This is a genomic window from Neorhizobium sp. PAMB6630, from assembly GCF_058242775.1.
This window is the reverse complement of sequence record NZ_JBZAYV010000002.1, coordinates 1231605-1247126: the sequence shown is the minus strand read 5'-3', so window position 1 is coordinate 1247126 and position 15522 is coordinate 1231605. Positions and strand designations below refer to the sequence as shown.

The window sequence follows — 15522 nt, the reverse complement described above, 5'->3', positions numbered from 1 at the left end:
TTTTCTACTTAATAGCACTGCCATTTGTACGCGGTTGGTGTGATGCATTTTCATAGAACGAACTTCCCCAAGTCCCTTGAAACCATGCAGTCCGACGAGGGTCCCCTCGACGGCCGCGAACCTGAGCCGCATCGCCGGACACCGACCGTCGATCCGAACGAAGCAACCATCGAGCAGGCGCCCTGGCAGGCGGCCTTCAAGCTGGCGCCCAACGTGCGGTTCACCCGCACGCCGGAAAGCATTCTTGCCCGGCCGCGTGGTCGCGACCAGGTGGCACCCGTTGCCCCGGAAGAACGCATGCCGGCGGCCGCCGGGCGGCTGGTCGAGCCGCTCGATGTGAATGCCCAGCCACCGGTCAATGAAAACGCCACGCTTGCGCCCGAATTGCTCGTCAATGCGCTGCAGGGCGTGGCATCCGCCATGCAGCAGATACCGGCTCCGTCAAAGGTGAAGCCGCAACCTTCGCCGCGCGCGCTCATCTTCAAGCGGCCGGCGCCGAAGGAAGAACCGAAAGCCGAAATGCCTGCAGAAAAGACCACCGAAATCGCATCTCCCGTTAATGCCGCGCAGCCGCACATCGTGCCTGCCTATTCGCCTGCCTCTCCCGCTCAGCCCGCTTTTACCAACGCCGTGCCTGTCCCGTTCGCACCAGCCGTGACGGCACCCGCGCAAGCTCCTGCCGTATCGCCCGGGGTCGCCTCGCCGATGACGTCTGCCGCGCCGGTTGCCGCGACACCGGCTTCTTGCGATACGCCGTCAGCGCCCAAGCTGTGGCTCTCCGATTTCGCCTTCTTCGAAGCCGGCATGGATGCCGATGTGGCGCCTGCGGTACCTCCGGCCGTGGAGCAGCCGGCAGTCCCGCAAACCTTCCACGCCGGCCCCGTCATCCTGCGGCGCCCGGCCGAAGTGGTGCGCCTTGCCCATCCGCTGGTGCCGAATTCCGTGACGGCGCTTTACCGCGAGGTGCGTCCCGGAACCCGGTTTGAGAAACGCCCCGTTCAGCCCATTGCAGCCGAGCCACGCGAAACCGTCATGGCCATCCCGGCCCCTGTTGCGCCGCCGGTTCATCCGCCGATGGATGCCATTACCGTCGAGCCAGTTGCGGTTGTCGTGCCGGTGATCGAGGAGGCCGTTGTCGCGCCGGTCGAAGCCCCGGTTGCTGAAGTCGAAACCGTAACCGTTCAGCCGCAACAGCCGTCGGCCCGCGCCATCGTGCCGATTTCGCGGCGCAAGCCGCAGGGCCTGCCGGGTCTGTCCGGTGCCATGGCCGTGCGCGAAAGCGATGACGCCTACGAATTCCCGCCGATCGCGCTTCTGCAGGAACCGTTTGGCCAGCAGGCCGAAACGGTGCAGCCGGATGCGCTGCAGCAGAGCGCCGGTCTTCTCGAAAGCATCCTGGAAGATTTTGGTGTGCGCGGCGAAATCATCGACGTGCGCCCCGGTCCTGTTGTCACGCTTTACGAATTCGAGCCGGCGCCGGGTGTCAAATCCTCGCGCGTCATCGGCCTTGCCGATGATATCGCCCGCTCCATGTCGGCGCTGTCGGCTCGCGTCGCGGTCGTTCCCGGCCGCAATGTCATCGGCATCGAGCTGCCGAACGCCGTTCGCGAAACGGTGTTCCTGCGTGAACTCATCGAGTGTGAGGATTATTGGGAAACCAAGCACCGCCTGGCGCTCTGCCTTGGCAAGACCATTGGTGGCGAGCCTGTCATTGCCGAACTTGCCAAGATGCCGCATCTGCTGGTTGCCGGCACCACCGGTTCGGGCAAGTCGGTTGCCATAAACACCATGATCCTGTCGCTTCTCTACCGGCTACGCCCGGAAGAATGCCGCATGATCATGATCGACCCGAAAATGCTGGAACTGTCGGTCTATGACGGCATCCCGCATCTGCTCACTCCTGTCGTCACCGATCCGAAAAAGGCCGTGCTGGCGCTGAAATGGGCCGTGCGCGAGATGGAGGATCGTTATCGCAAGATGTCGCGGCTCGGCGTACGCAATATCGACGGCTACAATGCCCGCGCCGCCCAGGCCCGCGAAAAGGGCGAGACGATCACCGTCAACGTGCAGACCGGCTTTGATCGTCACAACGGCGAGATCGTTTACGAGGAACAGGAACTCGACCTGTCGCCGATGCCCTATATCGTCGTCGTCGTGGACGAGATGGCCGACCTGATGATGGTTGCCGGCAAGGAAATCGAAGGTGCTATCCAGCGTCTCGCGCAGATGGCGCGCGCCGCCGGTATCCACCTGATCATGGCAACGCAGCGTCCCTCCGTCGATGTCATCACCGGTACGATCAAGGCCAATTTCCCGACGCGCATTTCTTTCCAGGTGACGTCGAAGATCGACAGCCGCACCATTTTGGGCGAACAGGGTGCCGAACACCTGCTCGGCCAGGGCGACATGCTGCATATGGCCGGCGGCGGGCGCATTTCGCGTGTCCACGGCCCCTTCGTGTCGGATGCCGAGGTGGAATACGTCGTCTCGCACCTGAAGGCGCAAGGACGGCCGGATTATCTGGGCACCGTCACGGAAGACGAAAACGAGGTGGACGCCGAGCCGGAAACCGATGCCGCCGTCTTCGACCGCAGCGGCATGGGCAGCGAAGATGCCGACGACCTCTATGAAAAGGCCGTCAAGGTGGTGATGAAGGACCGCAAGTGCTCGACATCCTACATCCAGCGTCGCCTCTCGGTCGGCTATAACCGGGCCGCCTCACTGGTGGAACGCATGGAGCAGGAAGGCCTCGTCGGCCCGGCAAACCATGTCGGAAAACGCGAGATCATTTCCGGCAAGCCGGTCCCCACGCTTTCTGAAGATTAAGCCTCACGATCCCTGCCGGGTAGCCGCATAGCGGTTGGCCGGCTTCGACAGGCCAAGGTTTTCGCGAAGGGTCGAGCCCTCGTATTCCTCGCGAAACAGGCCGCGACGGCGCAGTTCCGGCAAAACCAGCTCGACAAAATCGGTGAGGCTTGCCGGCAGCGTGGGGAACATCAGGATAAAACCGTCGGCGGCACCCGCCTGAAACCATTCCTCCATGAAATCGGCAATTTCTGTGGGCGTACCGGTGATGCCGTTGCCCGTGCTCTTTTCCGCGTAATGGCGGATGAGATGGCCGAGCGTGTGGCCCTGGCGGATATAATCCGTCAGTTCCTCGAAGAGAGCCTTCGAGCCCTTCGGCTCGGCGGGAAGCCGCTCCATCGGGAAGGGTTTGTCGAGATCAGCGCCTGACAGATCGGTTTCGAGAAATTCGCCGAGCATCCAGCGCCCGACATCCGGATGCAGATTGTCGATGAGGAAATTGACCTTCGCCTGCGCCTGGGCCTTCGTCTCGGCCACATTGATGACGACTCCAGGCATCATCTTGAGATCGCTGGTGGAACGCCCGTACTTTGCCATGCGTCCTTTGACGTTATCGGCAAAAGCCTTGTTGCGCTGAAGGTTGGAGGCAAGGCTGAAGACGATTTCGGCGGTGCGTGCGGCGAGTTCCATGCCGGGCTCGGAGCCGCCGGCTTGGGCAATCACCGGCCGTCCCTGCGGGGAAGCGGCAATGTTCAACGGACCGCGCACCTGAAAATGCGGCCCCTTGTGGTTGAGGAGATGCAGTTTGTCCTTGTCGTGGTAGAGCCCGGCCTGCTTGTCGAGGATCAGTGCATCCGGCTCAAAACTGTCCCAGAGGCCGAAAACGACATCGACGAATTCCGCGCCACGCTCGTAACGCCAGCTGTGCGGTGGAAGCCCGTCGAAATTGTAGTTGTAGCCGGTTTCGTCATGGTCCGATGTCACCACGTTCCAGCAGGCGCGCCCGCCGCTCAAATGGTCGATCGAGGCAAAGATGCGGGCGAGGTTGAAGGGCTCATAAAAGCTGGTCGAGGCCGTGGCAACAAACCCCAGCTTTTCCGTCAGCACCGAGAGCGCGGAAATCAGCGACAGCGGTTCGAAACGGTTCATCTTGGTGGGCGAGCGGGCAAGCGCATCCGCATCGCCGATGGCAGCCGCCGGCGAATCCGCCAGAAACATGAAGTCGAATTTGGCCGCTTCCGAGATTTTGGCAACGTTCAGCAGGTGATCGATGGTGTTTGCGCCGTTCACATCCGCTGCCGGATGACGCCAGGCGGCGGGATTGAACCCGAAGGTGTAAACGAAGGTGCCGAGCTTCAGCGTGTCGGTGCGGGCCATGGGATCTGCTCCTGGTGATCAGCGGCGGGCGTGCTGGCGTCCAGACGTCGCAGCGGTGTGAAACGGGCGGTCAGCGCATGCTGGCGGCCGGGATAGGTGAGGCGCACGCGGGTGACGGTATCTTCAAAGCGCCAGGTCTGGCGCTCCACCGTCAGAACCGGTGCATGGAGGCAAAGGCCAAGCGCCTCGGCCACGGGCAAGGATGCCGCATCGGCTGCAATCCGGTGTTCCGCGGCGTTCCACGGCACGTGTTGCAGCAGCCACGGGCCGGGCGACAGTTCCTCGAACGTTTCGGTTGCGGCATCCGGCACGATGGAAAGGTTGATGATGCGTTCTTCAAGGCAGAACGGCGCGTCATCTGCCCGGTGCATGACGGTGAGCGACAGGAGTTTTCGCCGCGCCGGCAGGGCGCAGGCTGCACGTTCGCTGCGTGTCGGCAGGCGCAGCGCGCGGCTGACCACCTCGAACCGATAAGACAGGTTCTGCGCACGCACTTCGTCGCCGATATCATAGATTTCAAGGATCGCGCTTTGCGGCCCCTGCGGCATGACGATGCTGCCGGTCTTGCGACGCCTCAGAAGAAGGCCCGCCCGGGCAAGCTCCGTCAGGACCTTGCTGACCGTCATCCGCGAGCAGCCATAGGCCTGCGTCAGCGCCTGCTCGGAGGGCACTTTATGGCCCGGCGGCCAGCGGCCGGAGACGATATTGTCCTCGATCTCCTCTAGGATGCGCGCATGAAGCGAACGGACGGGCTTTTTGCCGATCCTGCTGTCATGGTCCATGTCGCCTCCTCCATCGCATGCCGCTTGGCCGGACCCGTCAGGCCAGCATCGAGGCACCGCGGTCCAGATAGGTATCGAGGAACTGTTCCAGACGCGGATGGCGCGGCTTGGCAAATACGTCCGCCGGTGCGCCCGTCAACACGAGCCGCCCCTGGTCGAGAAAGCTGATCTGGTGGCCGATGGTGGCGGCAAAACCGATCTCGTGGCTGACGACGACCATGGTCATGCCGTCCGCTGCCAGATCACGCATGACCGTCAGCACTTCGCCGGTCAGTTCCGGGTCGAGCGCCGAGGTCGGCTCGTCAAACAGCATGATCTTGGGCGATAGTGCCAGTGCCCGGGCGATTGCCACACGCTGCTGCTGGCCGCCGGACAGTTGCGCCGGATAATGCCCGGCGCGGTTTTCAAGGCCGACTTTCTTCAACTGCGCCATGGCGCGCTCTTCCGCTTCTTTCCGGGGCACCTTATGAACCGTCTTCAGCGCCTCCGAAACATTCCCCAATGCCGTCATGTGGGGCCAGAGGTTGAACTGCTGGAACACCATGCCGATCTGCGCGCGCACCGCCCGGATCTGGGTCGACGGCAGACGCTCGCGCTCTCCCCTGGCGTTTTCAAAGAAACCCAGCGCCTCGCCGTTGACGGTGATCATCCCCTCCGTTGCCTCCTCCAGGAACGCCAGGCAGCGCAAAAGCGTGCTCTTGCCGGACCCGGACGGGCCGATCAGGCAGGAAACCTTGCCCTCGGGGATATCCAGATCGATATCCTGCAACACCGGCGTCTGGCCGAAGCGCTTCACAAGGTTTCGAACGGAAATGGCGGGAAGCGTCATGGCGTGGAAAACCTGTAGGTGGAAAAGCGGGATTCGGCAAAACGGCCAAGCCGGGCCGCGGCCTCGACGATGACCCAGTAGATGACTGCCAACAGGAAAATGGCCTCGAGAAAGGCATATTCCTGCGAACCGATGGCGCTGACGGTGGTGGTCAGTTCCGGCACGGTGATGATGGACAGAACCGCCGATTCCTTCAGCAGGATCACCGAAAGGTTGACCGAGGGCGGCAGCACGATCAGCGCCATTTCCGGCAGGAGAATGCGGCGGATGACCTGCAGGCGCGAAAAGCCAAGGCATTCGGCGGCCTCCACATGGCCGTGGGGCACCGCGCCGTAGCCTGCGCGAAAAATTTCCGAATAATAGGCCGCCGCATAGATCGACAGCCCGAGAAGGCCGCAGGGAATGGGATCAAGCGAAATGCCGATGAACGGGCCGCCGTAATAAACGAGGAAGATCTGGATGAGGAAGGGCGTGCCGCGCAGCACTTCCACCACAAGACCGAGCGGAATGTCGACCATGACGCCGCCATAACGCCTGAGGGTTGCGACGACAAAGCCGATGAGCACGCCGAGCAGCATTCCGGCAATCCAGAGCGCCAGCGTCACGCCGGTGCCGGAAATGATCTCGGGCAGATGTTTGAGGATAACGCCGGGATCAAACATCATTTGGCAACTCCCGGCAGCGCGCGTTCGCCATAACGACCGGCAAGCGCCACGCTCCAGCAGATGACGAGATAGATGAGGGCGGCCGAGGAAAAGATCTCGATCGGCATATAGGTGGAGGAGGCGAGATCCTGCGCCATGCGGGTGATTTCCACGATGCCGACGACGGAGACCAGCGAGGAGGATTTAAGGATCATGATCGCTTCGTTGACGAGGGCGGGAAAGGTCATCCGCAGGGCGATCGGCACCTTGATGCGCAGGAACAGCTGGCTTGGCGTAAAACCCACCATGTCGGCGGCCTCGATCAGCCCGCGCGGCACGCTCTCAAACCCGCCGCGCAGGTTTTCCGCCTGATAGGCCGCCGTGCAGAGCGACATGCCGATGATAGCCGCGACAATGCTCGGCACGTTCAGCCCGATGAACGGCAGAAGATTGTAGATGAGCAGAAGCTGCACCAGAAGCGGCACGCCGCGAAAAAAGCTGATGAAGAACTGTGCCGGGCGCCGATAGAAGGCCTTGCCCGACAGCAGCGCGGCCGACAGCACCAGCGCCAGCAGGAAGCCGATGGCGATCGAGATGGCACTGATGCCGATGGTCCAGACGGATGCCTGTACCAGAAGATTGAACAGCTTGAACGACATGGGGCGGAAGCATCCGTCGCAGAACCGGTGGCCGGATGGCAGGCCACGGTTTTCACCAGGAAGTCAGGAGTGCCGGCGGGAAGAAGCTCCCCCCGCCACGCGTCCCGGACCAGATTGCCGGATCAGATTGCCGGGTCCTTCACCATATCCGGCGTATCGAACTTGGTGCCGAACCACTTTTCCTGCAGCTTTGCGGTGCGGCCATCGGACTTCATCTTCAGGAGGGCTGCATCGACGGCATCCATCAGCTTGGCGTGATCGGCATCTTTCATGCCGACAAAGCCGAAATAGGTCGGCTTGCCGAAAGCCGGCTGCACCACCTCGAACAGGCCGGCGCGCTGCTTGGCGACAAAGGCAATATTCGGCAGTGAATTGGCAACAGCCACGACGCGGCCGGCGGCCATATCGGCATAGGCATCGTTGAAGGCGGGATATTCGCGAATATCGACCTTGGACGGAAGTGTTGCGGAAAACTCGGTCAACTGGGCAAGCTGGGCGGTTGCCTTGCCGACGCCGACGGCCTTGCCGGCGATATCCTGCGGCTTGGTGATCGAGGTGTCGCCGGCCTTCTTCAGGATCGCAACGGTTGCTTCAGCAATCGGCGAGGAGAAGCGGTAACGCTCCATGCGGGCCTTGGTAATGGTGGCGGGACCGGCAACGACATCGAACTTGCCAGCTTCCAGGCCGGGCAGAACGCCTTCCCAGGGCAGCGTGACCCACTCGATCTTGACGCCGAGTTCCTTGCCGATTTCGGCGAACATATCGACGTTGAGGCCGACGTGATCACCGGCGTCGATGAAATCGAATGGCGCAAAGGCGGTCTCGGTGCCGACCTTCAGAACGCCGGCAGCCTTTGCCTTGGCCAGCACATCGTCCGCATGGGCCGACACGGCTGCACCAAACAGCATGGCTGCGCCGACCGCCGCCTTGAGGAAACTTCTCTTCTGCATCATCATGCTCCCGTCTACCTTGTGCGCCCGTGCGCAGATCCCCGTGATCCGGCCGGTGGACCCGACCTTTTTGACTATACAAATAGATCGGGCTGGCAGACCTCTGTCAACAAATTTGTGCAGCTTTCTGCGGCGCCTAAAAAATGAGCTTTTTGGTCATTTTAAAGTTGCTGAGCAATCTCAGGATTTGCAAATCTGCCGATGCGGAGGTATTCCCCAGCAACTGCTTTCGCCTGTCCCGGCTTCAAGAGAGTGATCCATGTCCTCTACCGTCAAGCAATTTGCCGCCTATTATCGTCCCCACACGCGGCTTTTCATCCTGGATTTCTCCTGCGCTGTCCTATCAGGGCTTCTTGAGCTCGCCTTTCCGCTGGCCGTCACGCTGTTCATCGACAGGCTGTTGCCGACCGGCCAGTTCGGATGGATTTCCATTGCCGCCGTCGGTCTGCTGGTGATCTATCTTGCCAATGCCGGGCTGCAGGTCGTCGTCACCTATTGGGGCCACATGCTCGGCATCAACATCGAGACGGAGATGCGGCGCAAGGCTTTCGATCACCTGCAGACGCTCTCCTTCGGTTATTTCGACAATGAGCGCACGGGGCGGCTCGTCGCGCGGCTGACCAAGGATCTGGAAGAGATCGGCGAAGTCGCGCATCACGGGCCGGAAGACCTGTTCATCGCGGTGATGACGCTGATCGGCGCGTTTTGCATCATGCTGTGGGTGCATGCGCCGCTGGCGGTGATGGCAGCGATCATCGTGCCGCTCACCGGTTTTCTGACCACCCATTATGGGCAGCGGATGACGGTGACCTGGCGGGCGCTCTACGGTCGTGTCGCCGATTTCAACACCCGCATCGAGGCCAATGTCGGCGGCATCCGCGTCGTGCAGGCCTTTGCCAACGAAGAGCATGAGCGTCGGCTTTTTGCCAGGGATAACAGCAACTACCGCGATACCAAGCTGCAAGCCTACCGGTACATGGCAGCGTCCACGTCCATGACATACCTGTCGATGCGTTTCGTGCAGGTGGTGATCATGTTGGCCGGCGCCTGGTTCGTCACGCAGGGCAGTTTGAGTGCCGGCGGTTTTGTCGGTTTTCTGCTTCTCGTCAATGTGTTCCTGCGGCCGATCGAAAAAATCAATTCGGTGATCGAGACCTATCCGAAGGGCATTGCCGGCTTCCAGCGTTATCTCGGTTTTCTCGCCCAGAAAGCCGACATCGTCGATCGCCCCGGCGCCCGCCCGCTGTCACGCCTTGATGGCGATATCGTCTATAAGGATGTGGCGTTCCATTATGCCAGCGGCCAGCCCGTGTTTGAGGGGCTCAATCTTTCCATCAAACAAGGGACGATGGTCGCTTTCGTCGGCCCCTCGGGCGCCGGCAAGACGACGCTCTGCTCGCTTCTGCCGCGCTTTTACGACGTCACCGGCGGTGCCATCTCCATTGGTGGCGTTGATGTCAGGGACATCACGCTCAAATCCCTGCGCGGCAATATCGGCATCGTGCAGCAGGATGTGTTCCTGTTTGCCGGCACGATCCGCGAAAACATCGCCTATGGTCGGCTCGATGCGACCGATGCCGAGATCGTCGAGGCCGCCCGCCGGGCGCGCCTTGCCGATGTGATCGAGGCACTGCCGGAGGGGCTTGATACGATCATCGGTGAGCGCGGCGTCAAATTGTCGGGCGGACAGAAACAGCGGCTGGCGATTGCCCGCATCTTCCTCAAAAACCCGCCGATCCTGATCCTCGACGAGGCAACATCGGCGCTCGATACGGAAACGGAACGGGCGATCCAGGCGTCGCTTGCCGAACTTGCCGTCGGGCGCACCACGCTGGTCATTGCCCACCGGCTGGCCACGATCACCAAGGCTGACCGGATCCTGGTGGTGGACAAGGGCCGTATCATCGAACAGGGCAGCCATGGCGAACTGGTTGCCATGGCAAACGGTCTCTATCGCCGCCTGCACCATGCGCAGGTGGAAGGCCTTGCCACGCTTCTGGCCTGAGAAAGGGCCGAGACCAATCTCCCCCCATGGCAAATTCAGGCGCCGGCCCTTGCCGGCGTCTGCCGTCATGCCCGTGCATATGGCTTTCCCCGGCCCCAGACCTGCCCGAATCTCCTGATCATGTGGCCGCAAAACCGCCAGAGGTGAAACTTTTGGCACCATGATGGCGTCCTTGTGTGCAGTGCATTTGCGCCAGCCGGCAGACCTGAATATATACTGATTTCCTTGAACATCCGTATTCCGCTTTCTGGAATGCGCGGAACGCCAAAGCACGCCAGATGGAAAAGAACCTACTTCGCTATATCTGGAATCACACGCGTTCCCCCCAGATCTGGATATTGTTCATCGTCCTGTTCTCGATGGTGCCATATTTTGCCGCCTTCGACCTGCCGAAACAGATCATCAATGGACCGATCCAGGGGCAGGGGTTTGAATCGGCGGATGCCTCTGCCGCCTTCCTCGATTTCAGTTTTACCGTTCCACTGACCGGCTGGACCCTATCCTACGACGGTATACAGCTTGACCGCCTGTCGATGCTGATGGCGCTGAGTGGCGTCTTCCTGCTGCTGGTCATCATCAACGGTCTGTTCAAGTTCTATATCAACACCTACAAGGGGCGGCTTGGCGAACGGCTGCTGCGCCGCATCCGCTACGAACTGGTGGACCGCGTTCTACGCTTCCCGCCCAACACCATGAAACAGGTGAACGGCGCGGAAATCTCCACCATGGTGAAGGACGAGGTGGAGCCGTTCGGCGGCTTTACCGGGGATGCCTTCGTGCAGCCGGCGCTGCTGGGCGGGCAGGCGGCCGCGGCCCTTTTCTTCATCTTCCTGCAGAACACCTGGCTTGGCCTGATTGCCGCCGTCATGGTGGCAATCCAGGTCGGCATCATCCCGAAGATGCGCCGTCGCCTCATCGACCTTGGCCGCCAGCGTCAGATCACGGCCCGGCATCTTGCCGGCAAGGTGGGGGAAATCGTCGAGGGCATCGACACGATCCATGCCTATGACACGTCCAATTATGAGCGCGCCGATATCGCCGCCCGACTTGGCCAGATCTACCGCATCCGTTTCGAGCTGTACCAGTGGAAGTTCCTCGTCAAGTTCGTCAACAACTTCCTGTCGCAGCTGACGCCCTTCCTGTTCTATTCGATCGGCGGTTATTTTGCCCTGCGCGGCAGTCTCGACGTTGGCCAGCTGGTGGCCGTCATCAACGCCTACAAGGACTTGCCGGGGCCGCTGAAGGAACTGATCGACTGGGACCAGGCACGCCAGGATGTGCAGGTGAAATACGAACAGGTGCTGGAACAGTTCGAGCCGCCGCAACTGATCGAGCCCTCAGTGCAGGTCATTGCGCCGATCGCGCCGACCTTTGCCGGCGGAGCACTGGCTGCCACCAATATCATCGTGGCCGACGGTAGCGGCGCCAAGGTGATCGATGGCGTCTCCGTCAAGATCGACCAGGGCGAGACCGTGGCAATTGTCGATAATTCCGGCAGTGGCGGCGAGGCGCTGGCCGAAGCCTTCGGCCGACTGGTCTGGCCGCTTTCAGGCAAGGTCACGCTGGGGGATGCAGACATTCTGGAACTGCCGGAATCCATCACCGGCCGCCGGATTTCCTATGTTTCCGCCAACAGTTATTTCTTCCACGGCAGCCTGAAGGACAACCTGCTCTACGGCCTGAAACACGCGCCGACGAGCACCGTCAGCTATAGCGGTCGCGATGCGGCAAACCGCAAATGGGAGGTGCATGAGGCGCACATGGCCGCCAATTGCAGCTATGACCTGAATGCCGACTGGCTGGACCGGCGCTCGACATCGGTTCTGCGCGGCTTTAACGACGACCTTAAGCAATCGCTGATGCGCGCGCTCGATGCCGTGCAGCTGACGCCCGACGTGATGGAACTGGCGCTGCATTCCGTCATCGACCCCCAGGAGAACCCGGGCCTTGCCGAGCGTGTGGTGGAAATGCGCCATGCGCTTCGCGACGAACTGAAGAAGGAGGGACTTGCCCATATCGTTGCCCCCTTCGATCCTGCCTCCTACAATACCGAGGCAACCGTTGCGGAGAACCTTCTGTTTGCCGCAACGCGCACCAGTTCTGCCTCCGAGACGGAAGTGGCGGAAAGTCATTACGTGTTTGAGGTTCTGAAGCGGGCCGGCCTGTCCGACCTCCTCTACGCCATGGGCATGACGATCGCCGAAAACCTCGTTGAAATCTTTGCCGATCTGCCGCCGGAACACCCGTTCTTCCAGCAATTGCAGAATATCAACGCCGATGACATCGCCGGCTACCAGCAGTTTCTGCAAAAGCGCAAGGCGCGCGGGCAGCAGCCGGTGACGGAAGAAGAACATCGCAGCATCGTGCGCCTCAGCCTCTATTACATCGAGCCGCGGTATCGTTTCGGTGTGCTGACGCAGGAGATCATGAACCAGGTGGTGGCGGCGCGCGACCTGTTTTACGAAAACCTACCGGCAGACCTGCGCGACCGGGTGGAGCGTTATGACCCGCACCGCTACATGGCGGCCGCAACGCTTCGCGAAAACGTGCTGTTCGGCAAGCTCTCGCACCGGGCCCCGGATGCCGTGGTCCATGTTCGCGAGGTTGCCAAGCGTGTGATGGAGGAGAAGGGGCTACTCGAAAGCTTCATCGGCATCGGCCTCAGCTTCGATGTGGGCAGCGGTGGACGACGCCTGACATTGACCCAGCGTCACAAGATCAGTCTTGCACGCGCGCTGATCCGCCGCTCCGACTTTTACATCTTCAACCGGCCGTTGCCGGGGCTGGACCGCCGTGTCCAGGAGGAAATCGTCAGGAATGTGCTTGATTTCCTGAAAGAGCAGGACAATGATCCTGCAATCGTATGGGTTCTTTCGAACACATCACTGTCACGCATGTTTCACAGAGTCATCGTATTCGATCGCGGCGTTGTGGTCGCAGATGGACCTTACGAGACTCTGGACAAAGAAAGTGGTATCTTCAAGTCGCTGGTGGCGTGATCTGACGTTGCTTTGCGACAGGAGATAGTGGGCTCCATGTTGCTTAACGATGAAGTGCAGCTTCTGCGCAAACTGCCCTATTTCAGCAAGGTTGATCCTTGCAAACTGAAGCTTCTGGCGTTTGCGTCGGACCGCGTCTGCTACGAGGCTGACCAGGTGATGTTTCACCAGGGCGATAACAGCGATGCAGCCTATGTTCTCCTGCGCGGCAAAGCCGATCTGTTGATCAACACGGCGGCCGGAGAGGTGAAGGTTGGCGAAGCGCATTGCCATTCCATGATCGGTGAAATGTGCCTTTTGTCGGACGCTCCCCGCGCTGCCACGGTGCGTGTGACGGAACGCGCAGAAGCGCTGCGGATTTCCAGGGAGTGTTTTTTAAAGGTCGTTTCCGCCGATCCGCACATCGGTTTCCAGATCAGCCGGTCGCTTGCCGAAACCATTCGCGACAAGGCTCCGGCACCTCAGCGCCAGCCCGACCGGGCTGCCGAAAGGATGCCGATCAAGCTGCATGAACGCGCCGATTGAGGGGCGGCCTCAGCTTTTCCACAGAAATTTTGACGGAGCCGTTTTTTTACCGCACCCGGCGACGATACTGGAAATACCGACCTTCCTGGATGGTTTCGAGGCGCGGCAGCGGGCTCAAATCCGGATGCTCCAGCGGCAGCCCGCTGACGGCAATGCCGCCGGGCGCGAGCATGCCCGCCACCATCTGCGGCAGCCATGTCAGCGTCACGGCATCCACGTCGGGATAACCGGTGCCGATATCGGCATGAACGAGGGCTGCATTCCAGCCGAGGAAAGCCTGACCGGTTTCCCGGATTTCGCCTTCGACAAAATTTTCCGGCTCGGGCGTGGCAGAGGCATGCGAGGCAAGCTTGCGATCAAAGGCGATGATCCGGCGATCGCCAAAACATTCGCGCAGGTGGCTGAAGGTGCGGCCATTGCCAAGCCCGATCTCGAAGACCGGGCCGTCTGCCGGCAGGTCTCCATGGTCGCGCACGTGGTTTAAAAGATCCCGCTGCGCGCTCATGCGGTTGATGAAACTGTCGAGCCTGCTCACGCGGATCTCCCTGCCTGTTGCTGCCTCATGCCTTGACGACCTTGTCCGATGCGATGCCACGGCGGGCAAACACGTTGCGCGTATCGATGATCAGCGCGGCCGATTGTTCAAGCGCTGCATAATCGACCGGATCATGATCGGTGGCGATCACCACGGCATCGAAACCGGCGATGGCGCCCGGCGTGAGTTCCACCGAGCGGCGGCCCATCAGGTGACCGTATTCGCGCGTGCGTGGCACTTCATCGAGGAAGGGATCGTGGTAGGCGACGTCCGCGCCGCGCTCCAGCAGGATTTCCATCAGCCGCAGCGAGGGACTTTCGCGAATATCAGGCACGTTTTTCTTGTAGGCGAGACCAAGGATCAGCACGCGCGAGCGGCTGAGCGCCTTGCCGAGCTTGCGGTCCAGCGCTTCGGCAAGCTTTTCCACCACATGGCGCGGCATCGCCGTATTGATCTCACCGGCGAGTTCGATGAAGCGCGTCGGCTGCTCGAATTCGCGCGATTTCCAGGTGAGATAGAAGGGATCGATCGGGATGCAGTGGCCACCAAGGCCCGGACCCGGATAAAACGGCATGTAGCCGAATGGCTTGGTCTTTGCCGCATCGATCACGTCCCAGACGTCGATGCCCATGGCGTCGTAGACCAGCTTCAGCTCGTTGACGAGCGCGATATTGACCGCGCGAAAGATGTTTTCCGTGAGCTTTACGGCTTCTGCGGTGCGCAGGCTCGAGACCGGCACGATGGTTTTGACCACTGCACCGTAAAACGCCTTCATCATGTCCAGCGCCAGTTCACCGTCGCCGGCCACCACCTTTGGAATGGTGGAGGTTTCGAAATCGCGGTTGCCCGGATCCTCGCGCTCCGGCGAATAACCAAGGAAGAAATCGACGCCGCAGGAGAGCCCCGTCTTTTCGAGGATCGGCTTCATCACCTCGTCGGTCGTGCCGGGATAGGTGGTGGATTCCAGCACGATCAACTGGCCGGGCCGCAGGCGTGCAGCAATATCACGGCAGGTGTTTTCGACGAAGGAGAGGTCCGGATCGCGGTGGCGGGTGAGCGGCGTCGGCACGCAGATGGCAATCACGTCGCATTCGGCCAGACGCTCGAAATCGCAGGTTGCGGCAAATCGTCCGGCTTCGTGTTCCGAGGCAAGTACGGCATCCGGCACGGCGTCGATATAGCTCTTGTGCGCCTCGATGCGGGTGATCTTCTGCGGGTCGATGTCGAAGCCGAGAACGGAAAAGCCGGCGCGCGACATGCTCATGGCAAGCGGTAGGCCGACATAACCGAGCCCGATCACGCCGGCCTTTGCGGTTTTCGCAACGATGGCTGCGAGAAGATCCGGTCTTTGCATTTCGGTGTGATCCACGTGCGCCTGCTCCGGTTCGAATGCGACTGTTCGGCTGCTCAAG

12 protein-coding genes are annotated in these 15522 nt (G+C 61.1%); 4 read left to right on the top strand and 8 right to left on the bottom strand.

The window, feature by feature from the left end; translation table 11 throughout:
• Nucleotides 1-42 precede the first annotated feature (42 nt).
• Nucleotides 43-2826 carry a DNA translocase FtsK gene (locus AC4CWF_RS24410; RefSeq protein ID WP_491286315.1) on the top strand — a complete coding sequence of 928 codons (2784 nt, stop codon included), beginning with the start codon at nt 43-45 and terminating at the stop codon, nt 2824-2826.
• A 3-nt stretch (nt 2827-2829) separates the two neighbouring features.
• On the opposite strand, the gene AC4CWF_RS24405 is transcribed toward AC4CWF_RS24410, so the two are convergent.
• From AC4CWF_RS24405 to AC4CWF_RS24380, 6 genes are all read right to left on the bottom strand, one after another.
• On the bottom strand, nt 2830-4182 hold the full coding sequence (locus AC4CWF_RS24405; RefSeq protein WP_491286313.1) for an LLM class flavin-dependent oxidoreductase: 1353 nt from the start codon (nt 4180-4182) through the stop codon (nt 2830-2832).
• Nucleotides 4161-4964 (bottom strand): histidine utilization transcriptional repressor HutC, encoded by an 804-nt coding sequence (gene hutC / locus AC4CWF_RS24400; protein ID WP_491286311.1) that lies wholly within the window; start codon nt 4962-4964, stop codon nt 4161-4163. Before hutC ends, AC4CWF_RS24405 begins: the two co-directional genes overlap by 22 nt.
• A 37-nt stretch (nt 4965-5001) precedes the next feature.
• On the bottom strand, nt 5002-5793 hold the full coding sequence (locus AC4CWF_RS24395) for an amino acid ABC transporter ATP-binding protein (RefSeq protein ID WP_491286309.1): 792 nt from the start codon (nt 5791-5793) through the stop codon (nt 5002-5004).
• Nucleotides 5790-6458 (bottom strand): amino acid ABC transporter permease, encoded by a 669-nt coding sequence (locus AC4CWF_RS24390; protein ID WP_491286308.1) that lies wholly within the window; start codon nt 6456-6458, stop codon nt 5790-5792. The genes AC4CWF_RS24395 and AC4CWF_RS24390 overlap by 4 nt, the downstream gene beginning before the upstream one ends.
• Nucleotides 6455-7096, bottom strand: coding sequence for an amino acid ABC transporter permease (locus AC4CWF_RS24385; RefSeq protein ID WP_491286306.1), 642 nt, complete (start codon nt 7094-7096; stop codon nt 6455-6457). The genes AC4CWF_RS24390 and AC4CWF_RS24385 overlap by 4 nt, the downstream gene beginning before the upstream one ends.
• Nucleotides 7097-7218: 122 nt before the next feature.
• Nucleotides 7219-8046, bottom strand: a complete 828-nt coding sequence (locus AC4CWF_RS24380; RefSeq protein ID WP_491287798.1) for a transporter substrate-binding domain-containing protein — start codon at nt 8044-8046, stop codon at nt 7219-7221.
• A gap of 259 nt (nt 8047-8305) precedes the next feature.
• Here AC4CWF_RS24380 and AC4CWF_RS24375 point away from each other — a divergent pair, with 259 nt between their 5' ends.
• The 3 genes from AC4CWF_RS24375 to AC4CWF_RS24365 all read left to right on the top strand — a co-directional run bounded on the left by AC4CWF_RS24375 (nt 8306) and on the right by AC4CWF_RS24365 (nt 13575).
• On the top strand, nt 8306-10051 hold the full coding sequence (locus AC4CWF_RS24375; protein WP_491286304.1) for an ABC transporter ATP-binding protein: 1746 nt from the start codon (nt 8306-8308) through the stop codon (nt 10049-10051).
• Between the two features lie 278 nt (nt 10052-10329).
• Entirely contained in the window at nt 10330-13050 is a 2721-nt protein-coding gene (locus AC4CWF_RS24370; RefSeq protein ID WP_491286302.1) for an ABC transporter transmembrane domain-containing protein, read from the top strand.
• 36 nt (nt 13051-13086) lie between these two features.
• A complete protein-coding gene (locus AC4CWF_RS24365) occupies nt 13087-13575 on the top strand; it encodes a cyclic nucleotide-binding domain-containing protein (RefSeq protein WP_491286300.1) in 489 nt (162 codons plus the stop codon).
• 46 nt (nt 13576-13621) lie between these two features.
• Here AC4CWF_RS24365 and AC4CWF_RS24360 read toward each other — a convergent pair whose 3' ends face one another.
• Entirely contained in the window at nt 13622-14110 is a 489-nt protein-coding gene (locus AC4CWF_RS24360; protein ID WP_491286298.1) for a class I SAM-dependent methyltransferase, read from the bottom strand.
• 25 nt (nt 14111-14135) lie between these two features.
• Nucleotides 14136-15464: a nucleotide sugar dehydrogenase gene (locus AC4CWF_RS24355; RefSeq protein ID WP_491287797.1), complete on the bottom strand. Its 1329-nt coding sequence runs from the start codon at nt 15462-15464 to the stop codon at nt 14136-14138.
• Nucleotides 15465-15522: the final 58 nt, after the last annotated feature.

Excerpts from the sequence above, each read along its gene's own strand:
- AC4CWF_RS24410 (WP_491286315.1), top strand. The coding sequence starts at position 43 with ATGCATTTTCATAGAACGAACTTCCCCAAGTCCCTTGAAACCATGCAG.
- AC4CWF_RS24405 (WP_491286313.1), bottom strand. The coding sequence starts at position 4,182 with ATGGCCCGCACCGACACGCTGAAGCTCGGCACCTTCGTTTACACCTTC.
- hutC (WP_491286311.1), bottom strand. The coding sequence starts at position 4,964 with ATGGACCATGACAGCAGGATCGGCAAAAAGCCCGTCCGTTCGCTTCAT.
- AC4CWF_RS24395 (WP_491286309.1), bottom strand. The coding sequence starts at position 5,793 with ATGACGCTTCCCGCCATTTCCGTTCGAAACCTTGTGAAGCGCTTCGGC.
- AC4CWF_RS24390 (WP_491286308.1), bottom strand. The coding sequence starts at position 6,458 with ATGATGTTTGATCCCGGCGTTATCCTCAAACATCTGCCCGAGATCATT.
- AC4CWF_RS24385 (WP_491286306.1), bottom strand. The coding sequence starts at position 7,096 with ATGTCGTTCAAGCTGTTCAATCTTCTGGTACAGGCATCCGTCTGGACC.
- AC4CWF_RS24380 (WP_491287798.1), bottom strand. The coding sequence starts at position 8,046 with ATGCAGAAGAGAAGTTTCCTCAAGGCGGCGGTCGGCGCAGCCATGCTG.
- AC4CWF_RS24375 (WP_491286304.1), top strand. The coding sequence starts at position 8,306 with ATGTCCTCTACCGTCAAGCAATTTGCCGCCTATTATCGTCCCCACACG.
- AC4CWF_RS24370 (WP_491286302.1), top strand. The coding sequence starts at position 10,330 with ATGGAAAAGAACCTACTTCGCTATATCTGGAATCACACGCGTTCCCCC.
- AC4CWF_RS24365 (WP_491286300.1), top strand. The coding sequence starts at position 13,087 with ATGTTGCTTAACGATGAAGTGCAGCTTCTGCGCAAACTGCCCTATTTC.
- AC4CWF_RS24355 (WP_491287797.1), bottom strand. The coding sequence starts at position 15,464 with ATGCAAAGACCGGATCTTCTCGCAGCCATCGTTGCGAAAACCGCAAAG.